This is a genomic window from Sphingobium sp. CFD-2 (assembly GCF_024611135.1).
In the GTDB taxonomy this organism is placed as follows: Bacteria; Pseudomonadota; Alphaproteobacteria; order Sphingomonadales; family Sphingomonadaceae; genus Sphingobium; species Sphingobium fuliginis.
Genome location: NZ_CP084405.1, coordinates 2942242 through 2961535, shown reverse-complemented (window position 1 = coordinate 2961535; position 19294 = coordinate 2942242). Strand labels below are relative to the sequence as shown.

General features: G+C 68.3%; 18 protein-coding genes and 1 pseudogene. 12 read left to right on the top strand and 7 right to left on the bottom strand.

Translation table 11 applies throughout. The features are described from left to right. Window positions 1–11 precede the first annotated feature (11 nt). The 5 genes from secF (at window position 12) to LDB29_RS14675 (ending at window position 4943) form a co-directional block, all read left to right on the top strand. Window positions 12–998: a protein translocase subunit SecF gene (secF, locus tag LDB29_RS14695; RefSeq protein WP_025551591.1), complete on the top strand. Its 987-nt coding sequence runs from the start codon at window positions 12–14 to the stop codon at window positions 996–998. Further along, complete coding sequence (locus LDB29_RS14690; protein WP_306303108.1) at window positions 995–1396, top strand: Mth938-like domain-containing protein; 402 nt, start codon at window positions 995–997, stop codon at window positions 1394–1396. Before secF ends, LDB29_RS14690 begins: the two co-directional genes overlap by 4 nt. Window positions 1397–1499: 103 nt before the next feature. Then, entirely contained in the window at window positions 1500–2618 is a 1119-nt protein-coding gene (locus tag LDB29_RS14685) for a Ppx/GppA phosphatase family protein (RefSeq protein WP_025551587.1), read from the top strand. A gap of 10 nt (window positions 2619–2628) precedes the next feature. Continuing rightward, window positions 2629–3300 (top strand): RlmE family RNA methyltransferase, encoded by a 672-nt coding sequence (locus LDB29_RS14680; protein WP_025551585.1) that lies wholly within the window; start codon window positions 2629–2631, stop codon window positions 3298–3300. A 134-nt stretch (window positions 3301–3434) separates the two neighbouring features. Beyond that, window positions 3435–4943, top strand: coding sequence for a YifB family Mg chelatase-like AAA ATPase (locus LDB29_RS14675; protein ID WP_025551584.1), 1509 nt, complete (start codon window positions 3435–3437; stop codon window positions 4941–4943). A 72-nt stretch (window positions 4944–5015) separates the two neighbouring features. On the opposite strand, the gene LDB29_RS14670 is transcribed toward LDB29_RS14675, so the two are convergent. Genes LDB29_RS14670 through LDB29_RS14650 form a run of 5 tightly spaced genes read right to left on the bottom strand, consistent with a single transcriptional unit; the run spans window position 5016 to window position 11112 of the window. Beyond that, a complete protein-coding gene (locus LDB29_RS14670) occupies window positions 5016–5771 on the bottom strand; it encodes a FadR/GntR family transcriptional regulator (RefSeq protein ID WP_025551582.1) in 756 nt (251 codons plus the stop codon). A gap of 18 nt (window positions 5772–5789) precedes the next feature. Further along, complete coding sequence (locus LDB29_RS14665; protein ID WP_025551580.1) at window positions 5790–6713, bottom strand: Gfo/Idh/MocA family protein; 924 nt, start codon at window positions 6711–6713, stop codon at window positions 5790–5792. Next, on the bottom strand, window positions 6710–7687 hold the full coding sequence (gene araD1, locus LDB29_RS14660; RefSeq protein WP_099187016.1) for an AraD1 family protein: 978 nt from the start codon (window positions 7685–7687) through the stop codon (window positions 6710–6712). Before araD1 ends, LDB29_RS14665 begins: the two co-directional genes overlap by 4 nt. 20 nt (window positions 7688–7707) lie before the next feature. Continuing rightward, on the bottom strand, window positions 7708–9285 hold the full coding sequence (locus LDB29_RS14655; protein ID WP_025551578.1) for an aldehyde dehydrogenase (NADP(+)): 1578 nt from the start codon (window positions 9283–9285) through the stop codon (window positions 7708–7710). Between the two features lie 24 nt (window positions 9286–9309). Continuing rightward, window positions 9310–11112, bottom strand: coding sequence for an IlvD/Edd family dehydratase (locus LDB29_RS14650; protein ID WP_099186380.1), 1803 nt, complete (start codon window positions 11110–11112; stop codon window positions 9310–9312). A gap of 122 nt (window positions 11113–11234) precedes the next feature. Between LDB29_RS14650 and LDB29_RS14645 the strand changes: the two genes are divergently transcribed. After that, the gene (locus LDB29_RS14645; RefSeq protein ID WP_037481572.1) at window positions 11235–12137 is read left to right on the top strand and encodes a 2-dehydro-3-deoxygalactonokinase; all 903 of its coding nucleotides are present in this window, start codon (window positions 11235–11237) and stop codon (window positions 12135–12137) included. A gap of 103 nt (window positions 12138–12240) precedes the next feature. Beyond that, a pseudogene (locus LDB29_RS14640) lies at window positions 12241–12381 on the top strand (2-dehydro-3-deoxy-6-phosphogalactonate aldolase); the annotation flags it as partial. 4 nt (window positions 12382–12385) lie between these two features. Here the strand turns inward: LDB29_RS14640 and LDB29_RS14635 are convergent. After that, window positions 12386–14422 (bottom strand): PAS domain-containing sensor histidine kinase, encoded by a 2037-nt coding sequence (locus LDB29_RS14635; protein WP_257554511.1) that lies wholly within the window; start codon window positions 14420–14422, stop codon window positions 12386–12388. A gap of 146 nt (window positions 14423–14568) precedes the next feature. On the opposite strand from LDB29_RS14635, the gene LDB29_RS14630 reads away from it, so the two are divergent. From LDB29_RS14630 to rpsI, 4 genes are all read left to right on the top strand, one after another. Then, window positions 14569–15615: a COX15/CtaA family protein gene (locus LDB29_RS14630; protein ID WP_061939341.1), complete on the top strand. Its 1047-nt coding sequence runs from the start codon at window positions 14569–14571 to the stop codon at window positions 15613–15615. Further along, complete coding sequence (gene cutA / locus LDB29_RS14625) at window positions 15612–15929, top strand: divalent-cation tolerance protein CutA (protein ID WP_257554508.1); 318 nt, start codon at window positions 15612–15614, stop codon at window positions 15927–15929. Before LDB29_RS14630 ends, cutA begins: the two co-directional genes overlap by 4 nt. 137 nt (window positions 15930–16066) lie before the next feature. After that, window positions 16067–16546, top strand: coding sequence for a 50S ribosomal protein L13 (gene rplM, locus LDB29_RS14620; RefSeq protein WP_007686594.1), 480 nt, complete (start codon window positions 16067–16069; stop codon window positions 16544–16546). Next, window positions 16546–17073: a 30S ribosomal protein S9 gene (gene rpsI / locus LDB29_RS14615; RefSeq protein WP_044661332.1), complete on the top strand. Its 528-nt coding sequence runs from the start codon at window positions 16546–16548 to the stop codon at window positions 17071–17073. Before rplM ends, rpsI begins: the two co-directional genes overlap by 1 nt. 136 nt (window positions 17074–17209) lie before the next feature. Here rpsI and LDB29_RS14610 read toward each other — a convergent pair whose 3' ends face one another. Further along, entirely contained in the window at window positions 17210–18388 is a 1179-nt protein-coding gene (locus LDB29_RS14610) for a M23 family metallopeptidase (protein WP_099186379.1), read from the bottom strand. A 524-nt stretch (window positions 18389–18912) separates the two neighbouring features. Between LDB29_RS14610 and rpsL the strand changes: the two genes are divergently transcribed. Next, window positions 18913–19284: a 30S ribosomal protein S12 gene (gene rpsL, locus LDB29_RS14605; RefSeq protein WP_007686591.1), complete on the top strand. Its 372-nt coding sequence runs from the start codon at window positions 18913–18915 to the stop codon at window positions 19282–19284. The last annotated feature ends 10 nt before the right edge of the window (window positions 19285–19294 follow it).

The window sequence follows — 19294 nt, the reverse complement described above, 5'->3', positions numbered from 1 at the left end:
CGGAGAGAAACATGAAACTGCTTAAGCTCGTCCCGGACAACACCAATATCGGCTTCGTCAAGCTGCGCCACTGGGCCTTCGCCCTGACGGCGCTGCTGACTGTGCTGGCGGTCGGCGCGACCTTCTACAAGGGGCTGAACCTGGGCGTCGACTTCGTCGGCGGCCTGATGATCGAGGCGAAGTTCGAAACGCCGCCGCAGACCGACAAGGTGCGCACGGTAATCGACCGACTGGGGGTGGGCGACGGTTCGCTCCAGCAGTTCGGCGATCCGAAAACGGTGCAGATCCGCCTCCCTCTGCCGGAACAGGGCGGCGCGGGCGCGGCCAACGCCATCGTCGAAAAGGCGCGCAAGGCGATGACGGCGGAATTCCCCGGCGTCACCTTCTCCCGCTACGACACGGTGTCGGGCAAGGTGTCGGGCGAACTGATCCAGAACGGCGTGCTGGCGGTGATGCTGGCGGTGATCGGCATCGCGATCTTCTCCTGGTTCCGCTATGAATGGCAGTTCGGCGTCTCGACCTTCGTCGCGATCATGCACGACGTGCTGATGACGCTGGGCTTCTTCGCCATCACCCAGCTCGAATTCGACCTCAACATCGTCGCCGCCGTGCTGACCATCGTGGGCTATTCGATCAACGACAAGATGGTGATCGACGACCGCATCCGCGAAAATATGCGCAAATATCGCAAGATGGACATGAAGTCGCTGATCGACCTTTCGGTCAACGAAACGCTGCCGCGCACGGTCATGACCTCGGTCACGGTGCTGCTGGCGCTGGGCGCGCTGCTGCTGCTGGGCGGCCATGTGCTGCGCGGCTTCACCGCGGCCATGATGCTGGGCATCATCGTCGGCACCTATTCGTCGGTCTATGTCTCCTCCTCGCTGCTCATCAGCCTGGGCCTGTCCCCCGCCACGGCGGAGAAGAAGGCGAGCAAGGTCAATATCGCCGCCCAGGCCGAGCGGATGGGCCCGCGCGACGACGGGGCGCGACCCTGAACGGGAACCGCTCCGGCATAGAGCTGCGCCGCGATGAATCGGGGCAGGGGCCGATCGTCACCGGCTTTCAGGGGCGGGGTTTCCGGGTTCGCGACGATGTTTTTCCCGAAGGCCTGCTGCTCTCCCCGGTGCGGGCGCTCGCCTGGCAGGATGCGCCGCCCGTCGACGCGCTGACGGTGGCGCATCTGGGCGACCTGTTCGACCTCGACGTCCAGCCGGAATTCCTGCTGGTCGGCACGGGCGCCGCCCTGCGCCAGCCGCCGCGCGCCTTCGTGCGCGAACTGGAGGGGCGCGGCATCGGCGTGGAGGTGATGGACAGCCGCGCCGCCGCCCGCGCCTGGGGCGTGCTGCGCGCCGAGGAACGGTGGATCGTCGCGGCCCTCATGCCGCTTGTCTGAGGGGGCTGTCCGCCCCGCCTTGCGCTTTCCTGTTCCTTTGCCTACTCTTGTCGCCAAGTTCCGGCGCTTTTCGGCGCTGGCGAAGAAGAAAAGAGATACGGCCATGGTGCAGCACAGCCGCCCATCGCCGCAGAGTTCCGGCCCGGCCGGCGGAATTTCGGGCAAGGGGGTCCGTTCCGGTCAGGGCAATGGGAGCAAGGCTGCGGCCCTCACTCCCCCGTCGAAATCGCGGGGCCTTTTGCCTCATCCGCTGCGCGGACGCCGGTCCTACGCGGCCATCGACCTTGGCACCAATAATTGCCGCCTGCTGATCGCCAAGCCATCGGCGGACGGCTTCATCGTCGTCGACGCCTTTTCGCGAATCGTGCGGCTGGGGGAGGGGCTTGCCGCTTCCGGCCGGATCAGCGACGCCGCCATAGAGCGCGCGATTTCCGCCCTGTCGGTCTGCGCCGACAAGCTGCGCCGCCGGCACGTCACCCTGGCCCGCTCGGTCGCGACGGAGGCGTGCCGCCGCGCCTCCAACGGGGCCGAATTCATCCAGCGCGTCTATCGGGAAACCGGCATCGCCCTCGACATCATCAGCGCGCAGGAAGAGGCGCGGCTGGCGGTGCTCGGCTGCCACGCGCTGCTGGAGCCGGGCGACGGCCCGGCGCTCATCTTCGACATTGGCGGCGGCTCGACCGAGCTGGTGCTGGTGGACGCCAATCGCGCCGGCGCGCCGCATATCGTCGATTGGGTGAGCGCCCCCTGGGGCGTGGTCTCCCTGACGGAGAGCGAGCCTTTCGACCATGCCGATCCCATGGACCGGCTGTCCGCCTATGCCCGGATGCGCGCCCGCGTGGCGGATGCCTTCGCGCCGCTGGCTCGCCGCCTGCCCGCTCCGCAGGCGGATATCCGCCTGCTCGGCACGTCGGGCACGGTGACGACGCTGGCCAGCCTGCATCTCGACCTGCCGCGCTACGACCGGCAGGCGATCGACGGGCTGATCGTGCCGTCGACGTCGATGCGGGCGATTTCGGCGCGGCTGTCCTCCATGCCCCTGGCGGAGCGGCAGAAGCTGCCCTGCATCGGGACGGAGCGGGCCGATCTGGTCGTGGCGGGCTGCGCCATCCTGGAATCCATCCTCGACATCTGGCCCGCCCAGCGCCTGGGCGTGGCCGATCGCGGCATTCGCGAGGGCATATTGCGCGGCCTGATGGACCGCGACGGAGTGAAGATGTGAGAGGCCCCCTGTGAGAGGTACCGGTGCCGGCAAGGTGCGGGTCAAGACGGCGAAGGGACGGACGGCACAGTCCACCCGCTGGCTCGAACGCCAGTTGAACGACCCCTATGTCCGCCGCGCCAAGGCGGAGGGGTGGCGCAGCCGCGCCGCCTTCAAGCTGATCGAACTGGACGAGAAGTTCCACTTCGTGAAGGGGTCCCGCGCGGTGGTCGACCTGGGCGTGGCGCCTGGCGGCTGGGCGCAGGTGGTGCAGAAACTCTGCCCCAAGGCGAAGGTGGTGGGCATCGACCTGCTGCCGACCGATCCCATTCCGGGCGTCACCCTGTTCCAGATGGACTTCATGGACGACAGCGCGCCCGCCCTGCTGGCGGAGGCGCTGGGCGACGCGCCCGATCTGGTCATTTCCGACATGGCGGCGAACACCGTCGGCCATGCCGCGACCGACCATCTGCGCACCATGGGGCTGGTCGAGGCGGCGGCCATGTTCGCGGTGGAGAATCTGCGCAAGGGCGGCACTTTCGTGGCCAAGGTGTTCGCGGGCGGCACCGACGCCGACCTGCTCGCCATCCTCAAAAGGCATTTCACCACGATCAAGCATGCCAAGCCGCCCGCCAGCCGCAAGGGCAGCGTCGAATGGTATGTCGTGGCGCAGGGCTTCAAGGGCCGCCCGGAAGAGGGCTGATCCGTCCACCATCACCAGGAGATTGAAATGCCTCCCTGTTCCTGCGAAGGCAGGAACCCGGTTCGGCCCCTGACGCGGCACTCCTGCCCTCGCGGGAGCGCCATGGAGGCCGTCCGGGGCATGGGGGAACATCATTGGTTTCGACGGTATCGACGGTCGCCTATCTGGGGCTGGAAGCGCGCGGCGTGGAGGTTCAGTGCCAGCTCGTTCCCGGCCTTCCCAATTTCATCGTCGTCGGCCTGCCGGACAAGGCGGTCGCGGAAAGCCGGGAGCGGGTGCGCAACGCCATCGCCGCCATCGGCCTTTCGCTGCCGCCCAAGCGGATCACCGTGAACCTCTCGCCCGCCGACCTTCCCAAGGAGGGGTCGCATTTCGACCTCCCCATCGCGCTGGCCCTGCTCGGCGCCATGGGCGTGATCGATGCCGAGACGCTGGCGGGCTATGTCGTCGTGGGCGAGCTGGGTCTGGACGGCCGCATCGCCCCCACGCCCGGCGTGCTGCTCGCCGCGCTCCATGCGGGGGAGCGGGAACTGGGCCTCGTCTGCCCGGTGGCGCAGGGCGCCGAAGCCGCCTGGGCCGGTCAGGTGGAGGTGATCGCCGCGCCCGACCTGTTGGCCATCCTCAACCATTTCAAGGGCGCCGCCGCCCTCTCGCCGCCGCAGCCCGGGCAGGTGGAGCCGCCGATCCGTGCCGCGGACCTCAGGCAGGTCAAGGGTCAGGAAAGCGCCAAGCGCGCGCTGGAGATCGCGGCGGCGGGCGGCCATAATCTGCTGATGGTCGGCCCGCCCGGCGCGGGCAAGTCGCTGATGGCGAGCTGCCTGCCCGGCATCCTGCCCGAACTGACGCCGGGCGAGGCGCTGGAAACCTCCATGGTGGCCAGCGTCGCCGGCACGCTGGAGGGCGGCCGGATCAGCCGCGCCCGTCCCTTCCGCAATCCGCATCACAGCGCCTCCATGGCGGCGCTGGTCGGCGGCGGGCACAAGGCGCGGCCGGGCGAGGTCAGCATGGCGCATCTGGGCGTGCTGTTCCTCGACGAACTGCCCGAATTCCAGCGGACGGTGCTCGATTCGCTGCGGCAGCCCCTGGAGACGGGGGAAGTCACCGTGGCGCGGGCCAATGCGCATGTCACCTTCCCGGCGCGGGTGCAGCTGGTGGCGGCGATGAACCCCTGCCGCTGCGGCCATCTGGGCGATCCGGCGCTGGCCTGTTCCCGCGCCCCCCGCTGCGCGGCGGACTATCAGGCCAAGGTGTCGGGACCGCTGCTCGACCGCATCGACCTGCATGTGGAGGTGCAGGCGGTGACGGCGGCGGACCTGGTCCTGCCCCCGCCCGCCGAAGGATCGGCGGAGGTCGCGGTCCGGGTCGCCGCCGCGCGGGCCGTGCAGACGCGCCGCTATGAAGGGACGTCGCTGCGCACCAATGCGGAGGTCGATGGAGAGCGGCTGGAGGATGTCGCCGGGCCGGATCAGGCCGGGCGCGAACTGCTGGCGCAGGCGGCTGCGGCGATGAAGCTGTCGGCGCGGGGCTATACCCGCGTGCTGCGCGTGGCGCGGACCATCGCCGATCTGGCGGGGGCGGATCGCGTCGGGCGCGTCCATGTGGCGGAAGCGCTCAGCTACAGGCGGCGGGCCCCGGTGAACTGACGGCGCCCGACCCGGCCGGGCCGGCCTCCACGGCATCGCCCGGAAAGCCGGCGCCCGCTTTTCTACGCCCTGTTAAAGCTTGCCGGGTTCCGTCATGACCACGTCCATGTCCGCCATGGCCAGCCGCAGCAACTCCACCATGCCGTTGCGCGCGGCGGCCGTGTCGCGGGTGGCGATGGCGCGATAGACCGCCTTGTGATCGGGCAGGGGATCGCGCGGCAGCAGCTTCTTGCGATGCTTGAAGGTGGTGGTCCAACTCACCGCCGCCCCCACCGAACTGGCCAGCGCGGCGAGCGCGTCATTATGCGTCGCCGCCAGCACCGCATGATGGAAACGCTGGTCCGCCGCCCGCCCTTCCGGCGTCGAAAGGCCGTGCTTTTCCATCTCGTCCAGCGCCTGCGCCATGATGGCCAGTTGCTCGTCGGTCCGCCGCCGCGCCGCGAATTCGGCCGCCGCCGGTTCGATCACGCCGCGCAGTTCGAACAGGTCGCGGATGAAGTCGCGGTCCGGCTCCCCCGCGAACATCCAGGCGAGCATTTCCGGGTCCAGCACATTCCATCGGCTGCGCGGCAGCACGCGGGTACCGGCCTTGGGCCGGCTTTCCAGCATCCCCTTGGCGATCAGGATGCGCACCGCCTCGCGATAGGCGGTGCGGGATACGTGAAGCCGCTCCGACGCCTCGATCTCCCCCTCGAACAGGTCGCCGGGCTTGTGGACGCCCATCAGGATCGCCGTGCCCAATTGCCGGGCGATGGCCTGATGGATGCGAAGCGAGCCTTCGTCCGTCGCGAATTTGCGTTCCGTTACGTCCTTGCGCTCGCTTCCCAATGTTCAGGCCCCCCCGGTTCAGTCCTCGAAGGCCGTCGTAGGGCAATGCCGCCCACAAAGGAAGGCGTCCGCCACCAAACGCAGCGGCGCGATGTCGGCGTCGATCGCCCGGTCCTCGACCAGCCCCACGAAGCGGCGATACATGGCCGGATATTCCTCGTCCGGCGCCTTGAGCTGGATTTCCCCGTCCAGGCGCAGCATATTGCCGCCCTCCGACAGCAGCAGGCTGCCATTCGCCGTCTCGACCGCGATGTCCCATGTCTGCGGGCCGGTCTGGCGCCAGTCGAACACGGCCTCGACCGTCGCGCCCGACGCCGTCGCCATGCTCAGCGCGGCGCCGATGGGCGCGTCCCTGTTCTCCGGCACTTCCAGGCTGGCCGACAGCATCGTCACCGGCTCCGGCACAATCTCCGTCAGGATCGACAGGGCGTTGATGCCCGGATCGAACACGCCGAACCCGCCCGCTTCCCAGATCCACGGCTGGCCCGGATGCCAGTGGCGGACATCCTCGCGCCACTGGATGTCGATGTGCCGGATCGTGCGCTCGGCCACCCACGCCTTCGCCTGCGCGACCGCGGCGGCATAGCGGCTGTGCCAGCTTGCATAAAGGGTGACGCCCTGCGCGCGGGCGAGGGCGATCAGCGCCTCCACTTCCGACACGGTGGCGCCCGGCGGCTTTTCCAGGAAGACGTGCTTGCCCGCCAGGATCGCCTGCCGCGCCGCCTGGTATCGGACCTGCGGCGGCTGGCAGAGGATCACGGCGTCCATGTCCGGCTCCCCCGCCAGCATCGCGTCCAGATCGGGATAGTTGTTCACGCCCTCGCCCCGCGCATTGCGGCTGGCGACGGCGACAAGGTCTATGCCGCCGGTCTTCGCGATGGCGGGAAGGTGCTGGTCGCGGGCGATCTTGCCCAGGCCCACAAGGCCTGCCCTGATGGTCATAGGACTTTCACCTTCGTCTTGCCCTCGTCCGCCGCGCGGCGCAGGCCGTTGCGCACGGGCAGGGCGAAGGGCGCGGCCTCCACCTCGAACACATCGCCTTCCTGCGCGGCGAAGCCTTCCGAAAAGGAAAGGGTGGCGGTGCCGAAGAAATGGACATGGATGTCGCCCGGACGGCGGAACAGGCCATATTTGAAATGATGATGTTCCAGATTGTCGATCCGGTGGGACATGTTGGTCTCGCCGGAAAGGAAGGGCTTTTCCCACACCGTCACGCCATTGCGGACGATGCGGCTGGTGCCGCGCAGGTCCTCCGGCAGGTCGCCCAGCAGCAGTTCGGGCCCCAGCGCGGCCTGACGCAGCTTGCTGTGCGCAAGCCACAGATAATTGCCGCGTTCGGTCACATGATCGGAAAATTCATTGCCGATGGCAAAGCCGAGGCGAACCGGCGCGCCGTCCCCGTCGATCAGGTAGATGCCGGCGACCTCCGGCTCCTCCCCGCCATCCTCCGCGAAGGCCGGCATGGTGAAATCCTCGCCGGGATGGACCAGTATCTGGCCGTCGCCCTTGTAGAACCATTCGGGCTGCGCGCCGATGCCGCCGTCGGCGGGCTTGCCGCCCTCCACGCCCATCAGGAACATGCGCATGCTGTCGGTCAGATCGCCCGACGCGGCCGCCTTGTGCATCTTGTCGCGGCCTTCCGCCGAGCCGAGATGGGTGAGGCCGGTGCCCGCGACCAGCAGGTGCGCGGCATCCTCATGGTCGATGGGGCAGAGCAGCCGGACGGCGGAAAGGTCCACCGCCCCGCCCAGCCGCGCTTCCGCCATGGCGGCCAGGCCCTGCCCAGCCGCGATCGCCTCCAGCGCCAGCGCGCGGGTGGAGCTTGCGGCCTCCACGCGCCGGGCCGCGCCGGTCCGGTCGAGGGCGGCGACGCCGCGGCGGCCGCCTTCCTCGAACTGGACCAGCGACCGGATCATGGATTCATCCACGGACGGCATCACCGGGCGATCTCCAGCCTGCCCTCGATACGGCGGTTGAGCTGCCACGGATTGGCGGCCTGCAAGGCGGGCGGCAGCACCGCGTCGGCCACGTCCTGATAGCAGACCGGGCGCAGGAAGCGCATCATCGCCAGCGTGCCCACGGACGTCGAGCGGCCGTCGGAGGTCGAGGGGAAGGGGCCGCCATGCACCATGGCATGGGTGACTTCCACCCCGGTCGGCCAGCCATTCGCCAGCACGCGTCCGACCTTGCGGGACAGGGTGGGCAGCAGCTTCGCGGCATCGGCCTGGTCGCTGTCGTCCATCTGGAGCGTCGCGGTCAACTGGCCCTCCATCCGGGCGATGGTGTCGATGACCTCCTCGATCGTCGCGCATTTGACGAGGATGGAGGAGGAACCGAACACTTCATGCGCCAGCGCCGGATTGGCGCGGAACTGCTCGCCGCTGGCGGCGAACAGCGCGTGCTGGCCGCGATTGACGCCGTCCGCCGCCGCGCCGCGCGCGATGGTGGTGACGCCCTCCGCCCCGGCCAGCGCCGCGACGCCCTTTTCATAGGCGGCATGGATGCCGGGCGTCAGCATGACCTGCGCCGCATTGGCCGACAGCGCCTGGGCCGCCGCAGCGACGAAACGGTCCAGATCGGGGCTGTCGAGCGCGATCACCAGCCCGGGATTGGTGCAGAACTGGCCCGAAAACAGCGTCAGCGACCCGACGAAGGCGGCGCCCAGCGCTTCGGCCCGGGCGGCCAGCGCGCCGGGCAGCAGCACGACCGGGTTGATGCTCGACATTTCGGCATAGACCGGGATCGGCTCGTCGCGCCCGGCCGCGATCTTCATGAGGGCAAGGCCGCCGCCCCGCGACCCGGTGAAGCCCACCGCCTTGATGCGCGGATCGGCCACCAGAGCGCCGCCCAGGTCGTTGGTCGTGCCGGGCAGGTAGGAAAACACGCCTTCATGCAGGCCGCTGGCCTCGACCGCCGCGGCGATGGCGCGGGCGACCAGTTCGCCGGTGCCGGGATGGGCCGGATGGCCCTTCACCACCACCGGGCAACCCGCCGCGAAGGCCGATGCGGTGTCGCCGCCCGCGACCGAGAAGGCGAGCGGGAAGTTGGACGCGCCGAACACGGCGACCGGTCCGACCGGCTGGTTGACGCGGCGCAGGTCGCTGCGCGGCAGCGGCTGCCGCTCCGGCAAGGCCTTGTCGATGGTGGCGTCCAGCCAGTCGCCCTGGCGGACATAGCCTGCGAACAGGCGAAGCTGGCCGACGGTGCGGCCCCGCTCGCCTTCCAGCCGCCCGCGCGGCAGGCCGGTCTCGCTCATGGCGGTGGTGATCAGCAGGTCGCCAATGGCCATGATCCCGTCGGCCACCGCCTCCAGAAAGGCGGCGCGGGCGTCGGGCGTCAGCGTGGAGAAGCTCTCGAACGCGGCATCGGCCAGCGCGCAGGCGTCCGCGACATCGGCGGCCGAGGCGTTGTGAAAGGCGATCCCGCCCTTCGCGCCGGTCGACGGGTCGATGGCGAAGAAGGGCTCGCCGCCCTGGCGCTCGCTCGCGCCGACAAGAATGGCTCCGTTGAACATGGGGATAAACTCCGAAATGGGGGATTAATGATTGTCGCGCGGCAGGCCCATGGTCTGGGCAATGCGCTGATATTTCTCCGCGCCCTCCAGGATCGCGCCGCTGTTCAGCTGGCCGACGACGGAGCGCTGGATTTCCTGCCACGGCGTCTGCGAGGCGGGATAGGGATAGCCGCCCTCCGCCTCCAGCGCCGCCCGGCGGCCGGCCAGTTCCTCGTCGGGAATGAGGACGTTCACCGTGCCCCTGTTCAGGTCCATCCGCACCCGGTCGCCGGTCCGCAGCAGCGCCAGGCCGCCCATGGCCGCCGCTTCGGGCGAGGCATTGAGGATGGAGGGACTGCCCGAAGTCCCCGACTGCCGCCCGTCCCCGATGCAGGGCAGGGCGGACACGCCCTCGGTGATGAGGTAGGCGGGCGGCCGCATGTTCACCACCTCCGCCGCGCCCGGATAGCCGACCGGGCCGGCGCCGCGCATGAACAGCAGCGTATCGGGCGTGATGCCGACGGCCGGATCGTCGATCCGCGCATGATAATCCTCCGGCCCGTCGAACACGACCGCCGGGCCTTCAAAGGCGTTGGGATCTTCAGGGTTGGACAGATAGCGCTGGCGGAACTCGTCCGAAATCACGCTGGTCTTCATCACCGCCGCGTCGAACAGATTGCCCGACAGCACCAGGAACCCGGCCTCCTCCTTCAGCGGCCGGGCGAAGGGACGGATGACCTTCTCGTCCTCGATCTCCGCGCCCCGGCAATTCTCGCCCATTGTCTTGCCGTTGACGGTCATCGCGCCCTCGCGGATCAGGCCCTGCGCGATCAGCTGGCCCACCACCGCCGGCACGCCGCCGGCGCGATAATAATCCTCGCCCAGATATTCGCCCGCGGGCTGGAGGTTCACCAGCAGCGGTACCTTGTGCCCCACCGTCTCCCAGTCCTTGAGCGGCAGCTCCACCCCGACATGGCGCGCGATCGCCGCCAGGTGGATCGGCGCGTTGGTCGACCCGCCAATGGCCGAATTGACGACGATGGCGTTGTGGAACGCGTCCAGCGTCAGGATGTCGGACGGCTTCAGGTCCTCCGCCACCATCTCGACGATGCGCTTGCCGGTGAGGTAGGCGACCTCCTGCCGGTCGCGATAGGGCGCGGGGATCGCCGCCGATCCCGGCAGCATCATGCCCAGCGCCTCGGCCAGCGAGTTCATCGTCGTCGCCGTGCCCATGGTGTTGCAATAGCCGGTCGACGGCGCGGAGGACGCCACCAGCTTGATGAAGCCCTCATCGTCGATCTTGCCCGCGGCCAGCAATTGCCGCGCATGCCAGACGATGGTGCCCGAACCCGTCCGCTCGCCCTTGAACCAGCCGTTCAGCATCGGCCCGACCGACAGGGCGATGGCGGGGATGTTGACCGTCGCCGCCGCCATCAGCAGCGCGGGCGTCGTCTTGTCGCAGCCCGTGGTCAGCACCACCCCGTCCAGCGGATAGCCGTAGATCGCCTCGACCAGCCCCAGATAGGCCAGGTTGCGGTCCAGCCCCGCCGTCGGCCGCTTGCCGGTTTCCTGGATCGGGTGGACCGGAAACTCCAGCGCGATGCCGCCCATCTCCCGAATGCCCTCGCGCACGCGCTCGGCCAGCACCATATGATGGCGGTTGCAGGGCGACAGGTCGCTGCCGGTCTGGGCGATGCCGATGATCGGCTTGCCGCTGCGCAGTTCGTCCAGGCTCAGGCCGAAATTCAGATAACGCTCCAGATAGAGCGCGGTCATGTCTATATTGTCTGGGTTGTCGAACCAGGCGCGGCTGCGCAGCTTGTTGGCGGGCTTGGACGAATCGCTCATTGAGAAGGCACCCTGTCGAAGAAAATGGTCAATGGATTCTCGGGCACGTTGACGCGCTTGCCTCTCCGATATACTCATACAAATAGAAATTCAAGGATGGTTCGGGCCAGGTGACGAATTTGCTGAGCCGCTACGAGGTCGTCGGGGACTGGGGCACCAGCCGCCTTCGGCTGTTCCGTATCGAGCAGGGCCGCGTCACCGCCCGCCATGACGGCCCCGGCATCGCTGCGGCGGCCGGGCAGGCGGAAGCGGCCTTCGCCGCCACCATCGCCCCCTGGCTGGAGGAAGCCGCGCCGACGGAAATACGCCTTTGCGGCATGGCCGGCGCCCGCGACGGCTGGGTGGAGGCGCCCTATGCGGATTGCCCCGCCGACGCCGCGACCTGGCGTGCGGCGGCGGCGCGGTTCGACTGGCGCGGCGTGCCCGTCGCGATCATGGCGGGCCTCGCCTGCACCGGGACGGCCGGCGCGCCCGACCTCATGCGCGGAGAGGAAACGCAGATATTCGGCGCCATCGCGCGCGATCCGGCGCTGGGGCAGGGCCGCCGGCTCATCGTCCTGCCCGGCACCCACAATAAATGGGCGGTGGTGCAGGATGGCCGCGTCACCTCCTTCCGCACCATGCCGACGGGGGAGCTTTTCGCCCTGCTGCGGGATCGTTCCACCTTGGGCGCGCCGGCCGACCGGCCCGATCCGGCGCAGGAGGCGCAGGGCTTCGCCGACGGTCTGCGCCGGGCGGAGGAGGGGGGGCGTCTGCTCTCCTCCCTGTTCGCCGCGCGCAGCATGCGGCTGCGCGCCGGACGTTCGGCGGACTGGTCGGCAGGCTATCTGTCCGGCCTGCTGATCGGGTCGGAGGTCGCGGAAATCCTCGCCACGTCCGGACTCGCCACGTCCGGACAGGCGGACGACATATGGCTGATCGGGGACGCCCGGCTCTCGGTGCGCTACGCCCAGGCGCTGGGCAGGCGCGGCGTGCCGAGCGAGACGCTGGACGGCGACGCCTGCTCGCTCGCCGGCCTATCCTGATGGGGGCCTGTCCCGATGGGGGGCTGTCCTGATGAGGACCGGGGAGGAGAGAGGCTGTTCCCGCCGCCCCATCCGCCAACGCCCCATCTCACGGAGACCCCTCATGACCCTGGACGACCTGCTGGCCAAAGGCGCGCCGCCCATTTGCGCGATCCTGCGCGGCATCGGGCCGGAGGAAGCGCTTGCGGTCGGCGCCGCCCTGATAGGGGCGGGCATCCGCATTCTCGAACTTCCCTTCCACTCGGGCTTCAGCCCACCTGCCGCGCTCCGTTCCGGTCCAGCATGTCGCGCACCTTGGCGGCCAGTTCGGCATAGGTGAACGGCTTGGTCAGCAGTTCCACGCCCGGATCGAGCCGCCCGTGATGGATGATGGCGTTGCGCGCATAGCCGGTGGCGAACAGCACCCTCAGCCCCGGCCGCTCCGCGCGCGCCTGTTGCGCGATGTCGGCCCCGGTCATGCCGCCGGGCAGGATGACGTCGGTGAACAGCAGGTCGATGGACTGCGAAGCGCTGTCCAGCGCCTGCAAGGCCGCCGCGCCGTCATTCGCCTCGATCACCCGATAGCCCAGTTCCTTCAGCACATCGACGGTATAGGCGCGCACCTTCTCGTCATCCTCGCACACCAGCACCGTCTCGTCGCCGCCGCATATCGGCGCGGCGCGGTCCACCGACCCGGTGTCGTTGTCCGGCAGCGGACCGTAGAAGCGGGGAAGGTAGATCTTGACCGTCGTGCCATGGCCGCTTTCGGAATAGACGCGGATATGGCCGCCGGACTGCTTGATGAAGCCATAGACCATCGACAGGCCAAGGCCGGTGCCCCGCCCGACCTCCTTGGTGGTGAAGAAGGGTTCGATGGCGTGGCTCAGCACCTCCTCGTCCATGCCCTCGCCCGTATCGGACACGCTGATCAGCACATATTGGCCGGGCTTTACCTCCGCCTCCTGCGCGGCATAATCCTCGTCGATATGGGTATTGGCCACCTCTATGGTCAGCTTGCCGCCGTCCGGCATGGCGTCGCGCGCATTCACCGCCAGGTTCAGCAGCGCATTCTCCATCTGGTTGACGTCGATCTCGATCGGCCAGATGCGCGCGCTCTGGATCGTCTCCACCTCTATCGTCTCGCCCAATGTGCGGTTGAGCAGGTCGGACATGCCGCTGACCAGCCGGTTGGGGTCGATCCGCTCGGGCGCCAGCGGCTGGCGGCGGGAAAAGGCGAGCAGCCGCTGCGTCAGCAACGCGGCGCGCTCCGCGCCCGCCATGGCATTGTCGGCGGCGCGCCGCAGCCGCGCCTGATCCTCGTGAAGGCCGCGTTGCAGCAGTTCCAGATTGCCGGTGACGATCTGCAGCAGATTGTTGAAGTCATGCGCGACGCCGCCGGTCAACTGGCCCAGCGTCTCCATCTTCTGCGCCTGCCGCAGCGCCTCTTCCGCCTCCGCCAGCGCCCGGGCATGGGCGCGCTGCTCGGTCACGTCGCGGGCGACGCAATAGATAAGGTCGTTTTCCGGCACCGCCGTCCAGCTGAAATTGCGATAGCTGCCGTCCTTCGCCCGGAACCGGTTTTCGAATCGCACCGTCGGCATGCCCCGCGCCAGCCCGGCGATCTCCCCCTTCGTCTTCTCCAGATCGTCGGGATGCTCCATCCATTCGGACGTGCGCCCGATCAGGTCCGCCTCGCTCCATCCCAATATTTCGGTCCAGGCGGGGCTGGCGGCCAGCCAGGTGCCGTCCCGGTCGGCGACCAGGAACGGGTCGCGCGCCAATGCCCAGAGGCGGGCGCGATCGGCGCGCATCTCCTTTTCCGCGACCACCCTCTTGGTGGTCTCGCTGACGATGCACAGCGCGCCGCCGACGGAGCCGTCCGTCTCGAACACCGGGGAATAGTTGATGTCGAAGAACACCTGTTCGCCCTGTCCGCCGTCCCGCTCGATATAGAAGGAGCGGTCCTTGGCATGCACGGACTGCCCCTGGTCGACGACGGAACGCAGCAGCGGCTCCAGATCGTCCCACAGTTCCGTCCACCCCTCCCGCGCCGGGCGGCCCAGCACGCGGGGATGCTTGTCCCCGATGGTGGGCGCATAGGCTTCGTTGTAGAGCGCGCAGAGATCGGGGCCCCAGAACAGCACGATCTCCGCCTGCGACGACAGCATCAGCCGGACGGTCGACACCAGCGCCGGGGACCAGCCGTGCACCGGCCCCAGCGGCGATCCGGCGTCGATGCGCGCGGTCAGGGCGCCCAGCGGCCCCTGCGCGGCGATCATCTCCGCTATGCCCGGCGCGCCGCTCATCGATTATCCTCGGTCAGCCTGTTCATAGGGCGAGATACGCCTGTCCGGCGCTTTGTATCCGTTCAGGCAGAAGGCGTTACGACCTTTTGTCCACCGGTCAGGGTTATCCTTGCAACAGGCGAAACAAGCGCGCATGGATCGGCGCCATGACCGCGACGACCCTGAGCCGCCCCGCCACCGCCGTCCCACGCCCCGCGCCGATCGCGCGCTGGCTGCTGACGGTCGCCGCCCTCGTCTTCTGCATGGTCGTGGTCGGCGGCATCACCCGCCTGACCGAATCCGGCCTGTCGATCACGCAATGGAAACCGATCAGCGGCGCCATCCCGCCGCTGACCCACGACCAGTGGATGGATGCGTTCCGCGCCTATCAGCAGATTCCCGAATATCGGCAGTTGCGGCAGGGCATGACGCTGGGCGATTTCCAGTTCATCTTCTTCTGGGAATGGGTGCACCGGCTGCTCGGGCGGCTGATCGGCGTCGCCTTCGCGCTGCCGCTGCTGTGGTTTGCGTGGAAGCGGGCGATCCCGCAGGGCTATGGCTTCCGTCTCGTCGCGCTGCTGGCGCTTGGCGGGCTGCAGGGCGCGATCGGCTGGTGGATGGTGGAATCGGGCCTGTCGGTGCGCACCGACGTCAGCCATTACCGGCTGGCGGTGCATCTGCTGACGGCGCTGTTCATCATGGGCGGGCTGATCTGGACCGCGCTCGACCTGCTGACCCGTGCGAAGACCCCCTTCGCCAGGCCCGCCATGCTCCATCCCTTCGCGGTGGTCGCGCTGCTGGCGCTGCTGGTGCAACTCATGTTCGGCGCCTTCACCGCTGGTTTGGACGCGGGCTATGTCTCCAGCACCTGGCCGCTGATGAACGACCATCTGGTGCCGGAGGGGATCGAATGGCTGGGTTCGCTCTGGGCCACCCTTTCCAGCGATCCCTATCTCGTCCATTTCATCCATCGCTGGTGGGCCTGGGTCGCCGCGATCCTGCTGGTCATGCTGGCGCGCATGGCGAAGCAGGCGGGGCAGCGCGGCCCCTCCATCGCGATCAACGCGGCGGTGGGCACGCAGGTCGCGCTCGGCATCGCCACGGTCGTCAGCGGCATCGCCCTGCCGCTGGCGGTGCTGCACCAGGCGGTCGGCGCGCTGGTGGTGGCGTCCGCGACCTGGGGCGCCCATGCGCTGGGGGAACGCCGGGGATGAGCGCCGTCGCGCTCGTCTACACGCTGTTCGGCTCGCGCGAGGCCGCGACCCGCATCGCCCGCCAGCTGGTGGAGGAAAGGCTGGCCGCCTGCGCGAACCTGCTGGGGGAGGCGACCTCCATCTACGAATGGAACGGCGCGGTCGATACCGCGGCGGAGGTGCCCGTCCTCTTCAAGACCGCGCCCGCCCGCCGCGACGCGCTGATGGCGCGCATGGCGGAACTGCACGATTATCAGGTTCCGGCGATCCTCGCTCTGCCCGTCGACGCGGCCCATGCCGCCTTCGCCCGGTGGGTGGACGATCGGACGGGCTGATCGACAGGTATTATTTTACCCGTCAGCAAAGCCGCCGAATCTCTTGACTTGCGCCCTTCCACCCGTCATTAGCGCGCATCTTCCGAAAGCTGGAAACAGCCTTCAATTCACTGTTTCATTCTTGGAGTATTGGCACCATGAAGGCGCTGATGAAGACCACCAAGCCGGCGACCCCGGCCACGGTCGAAAAGAAGTGGGTCCTGATCGACGCGGAAGGCCTCGTCGTCGGCCGCCTCGCCTCGACCGTCGCGAACATCCTGCGCGGCAAGCACAAGCCGAGCTTCACCCCCCATGTCGATTGCGGTGACAATGTCATCATCATCAACGCGGAAAAGGTGAAGTTCACCGGCCGCAAGCTGACCGACAAGGTCTATTACAAGCACACCGGCTATGCCGGCGGCATCAAGGAAACCACCCCCCAGAAGGTTCTGGAAGGCCGTTTCCCCGAACGCGTCCTGGAAAAGGCCGTCGAGCGCATGATCCCCCGCGGTCCGCTGGGCCGTCAGCAGATGCGCAACCTGCGCATCTTCGCCGGCGCCGAACATCCGCACGCCGCGCAGAACCCCGAAGTGCTCGACTTCGCGTCGCGCAACCGCAAGAACAAGGTGGGTGCATAATGTCCGATAACCGCCAGTCCCTGTCCGACCTCGCGTCGCTGACCGCCAACGCTCCGGCCGCTGCCGAAACCGTCGCCGCCGACGCGCCGATCGCTCCGGTCCAGCCCTCGGCTCCGCTGCGCGCCCAGGAAATCGACAGCCTCGGCCGCGCCTATGCGACCGGCCGCCGCAAGGATGCCGTCGCCCGCGTCTGGGTGAAGCCCGGCACCGGCAAGATCACGGTCAACGGCCGCGATCAGGAAATCTACTTCGCCCGCCCGACCCTGCGTCTGGTGATCAACCAGCCCTTCGGCGTCACCGAGCGCGAAGGCCAGTATGACGTGATCGCCACCGTCAAGGGCGGCGGCCTGTCCGGCCAGGCCGGCGCAGTCAAGCACGGCATCGCCCAGGCGCTCGCCAAGTACGAGCCGGCGCTGCGCAGCGCGGTCAAGGCCGAAGGCTTCCTGACCCGCGACAGCCGCGCCGTCGAGCGCAAGAAGTACGGCAAGGCCAAGGCCCGCCGCAGCTTCCAGTTCTCGAAGCGCTGATCGGTTCGACCGTTACGAATGCAAGGGAAGGGGTCGGGTTTCCGGCCCCTTTTCCTTTTCGGGCAGATGAACCCCCGGCAGGCAGGCGCGCGGATCAGGCGGAGCTGGAAATCCGGATCAGCCGGAAGCAAAAGCGCTAACCGCGGCCGCCGACATCCGCCAGACGCGCCGTGGCGATCTGCTGGATCTGGAGGACATCCTTGCGCGCCTCCAGGAAGCGGCGGGGATTGATGGCATTGCCGTTCACCCGCACCTCGAAATGAAGATGCGGCCCCGTGGAGCGGCCTGTCGATCCCATCCGCGCAATGGCGTCGCCGCGCGCCACCTGCTGGCCGACCCGCGCGCTGAAGCCCGAAAGATGGGCATATCGGGTCAGGATGCCATTGCCATGGGTAACCTCGACCACATTGCCATAGCCGCTGCGCTGGCCCACGAAGCTGACCTTGCCCGATGCGGCCGCCAGGATCGGCTGGCCCATGCTGCCGGGAAAATCCAGACCCGCGTGAAAGGCCGCATGGCCGTTGAACGGATCGCTCCGGTAGCCATAGCTGCTGCTCAGCATCGGCGTCGCCGTGGGCTTGCCGGAGGGGATGGCGAGCAGGCTCCCTTCCAGAAATTCCATGCGGGACAGCGCCTGGGCGAGCTTTTCGAACTCGTCCGGCAGGACGTCCTGCCCTTCCCATGGCACGAAGGGGCCGCCCTGCGCGCGGGCCGCCGTGCGGGCGAGGCTGTCGGGATTGAGGCCGAAGCTGCGGATCGCGGCGGCTGCCTTGTCGGCACGATGCCGGACGGCGTCGGTCAGCAGGGCGGCAAAACGGCGCTGCCGCGCGTCGATCCGGAACAACGGCGCCGCTTCGGGCGCGACGCTGATCTTGGTGTCGAGCTTGGACGTGCCGTTCCTGGTTCCGCTGTCGGCCTTGCCGACCACATCGCCGGCCGGAGCCGCGCCCTCCTGACCGAAATGCGTGCGGTAGAGGTCGTCCATGAAATCCTGGCGTTCCTGCAACTCCTGCGCGAGCTGGTCGACCGACTTGCGGTAGCGCTCGACCTGGCTGGCGCTGTTGGCAACGGCCTTGTCACGGGCGGCGAGGGCGGCGCGCTCCTGCTCGATCTCCGCGTTGTTGGCGGCCATGGACAGGGATAGCCCAAGCCCACCGATCAAGGCGGAAGAGAGCAGGCCGACCGTGGCGAGCTGCGCCCCGCGCGAAATACGGATGAACTTCACCTGGCCGCCGGAGCGCAGGAAAATCTCCCGTTCCGGGCACAGCTTCGAACACCGGGCGGTCATGCCGGCCCAGAGGGCGGCTGCCCCCATCTTGCTCCATTGCGACAATTGCGACCCCGCATGCGTTTTTAGTGAACGGGGCGCTAACAAAAGGAATCGAGTCGCGCGAATCCGGGGGAGCGGAGTCGTGACGAGTCGAAAGATGAACGGGGTGAAACGTGGAACCGGGCAAAGGGTTCCGATCCCCCGCGAAATTTTTGCCGGCGCTCTCCATCCTTCGCAAACCGGCCTCGCGGACTCTCCGACTCCGGATAGAAAGGCGCCATCGCCTGCCGTCCCCGCCACGTCGGATCGGGACGGCGCGATCGTCGGGCCTGTTCTTGACCGGCGGCCGCCACATGGCTATAGGCGCGCCTGCCCAAAGGCCGGAATGGACGGATTCGTTCGCGCCGAACCCCGGTCCTCAGGGCATCAGAGCTGAACATTGCCGGTGCTCTTGCGGCTCCGGGCGGGTTTCCGCCGGAGCCTTTGCTGTTTGGAGGCGATTCGTTTTCCAGGCCGCAAGGAACGCGGGAATGCATGCGGTAAAGTAACTGAAAAAGGTGAAGGGCTTCATGCCAACGATCAACCAGCTGGTCCGCAAGGGCCGCGAACTGCAGAAGACCAAGTCGAAGGTCCCTGCAATGGAAGCGAACCCGCAGAAGCGCGGCGTTTGCACCCGTGTCTACACGACGACCCCGAAGAAGCCGAACTCGGCTCTCCGCAAGGTGGCGAAGGTGCGCCTGGTCAACCAGCGCGAAGTCATCACCTACATTCCGGGTGAAGGCCACAACCTTCAGGAGCACAGCGTCGTGCTGATCCGCGGCGGCCGCGTGCGCGACCTTCCCGGTGTGCGCTATCACGTGCTGCGCGGCGTTCTGGATACCCAGGGCGTCAAGGACCGCAAGCAGAGCCGTTCGAAGTACGGCGCCAAGCGTCCGAAGTAAGGGGAGACCA

Coding starts and splice junctions, on each gene's coding strand:
- secF (WP_025551591.1), top strand. CDS start 12: ATGAAACTGCTTAAGCTCGTCCCGGACAACACCAATATCGGCTTCGTC.
- LDB29_RS14685 (WP_025551587.1), top strand. CDS start 1,500: ATGGTGCAGCACAGCCGCCCATCGCCGCAGAGTTCCGGCCCGGCCGGC.
- LDB29_RS14665 (WP_025551580.1), bottom strand. CDS start 6,713: ATGACCATCAGGGCAGGCCTTGTGGGCCTGGGCAAGATCGCCCGCGAC.
- araD1 (WP_099187016.1), bottom strand. CDS start 7,687: ATGATCCGGTCGCTGGTCCAGTTCGAGGAAGGCGGCCGCCGCGGCGTC.
- LDB29_RS14655 (WP_025551578.1), bottom strand. CDS start 9,285: ATGTTCAACGGAGCCATTCTTGTCGGCGCGAGCGAGCGCCAGGGCGGC.
- LDB29_RS14650 (WP_099186380.1), bottom strand. CDS start 11,112: ATGAGCGATTCGTCCAAGCCCGCCAACAAGCTGCGCAGCCGCGCCTGG.
- LDB29_RS14635 (WP_257554511.1), bottom strand. CDS start 14,422: ATGAGCGGCGCGCCGGGCATAGCGGAGATGATCGCCGCGCAGGGGCCG.
- LDB29_RS14630 (WP_061939341.1), top strand. CDS start 14,569: ATGACCGCGACGACCCTGAGCCGCCCCGCCACCGCCGTCCCACGCCCC.
- cutA (WP_257554508.1), top strand. CDS start 15,612: ATGAGCGCCGTCGCGCTCGTCTACACGCTGTTCGGCTCGCGCGAGGCC.
- rplM (WP_007686594.1), top strand. CDS start 16,067: ATGAAGGCGCTGATGAAGACCACCAAGCCGGCGACCCCGGCCACGGTC.
- rpsI (WP_044661332.1), top strand. CDS start 16,546: ATGTCCGATAACCGCCAGTCCCTGTCCGACCTCGCGTCGCTGACCGCC.
- LDB29_RS14610 (WP_099186379.1), bottom strand. CDS start 18,388: ATGGGGGCAGCCGCCCTCTGGGCCGGCATGACCGCCCGGTGTTCGAAG.
- rpsL (WP_007686591.1), top strand. CDS start 18,913: ATGCCAACGATCAACCAGCTGGTCCGCAAGGGCCGCGAACTGCAGAAG.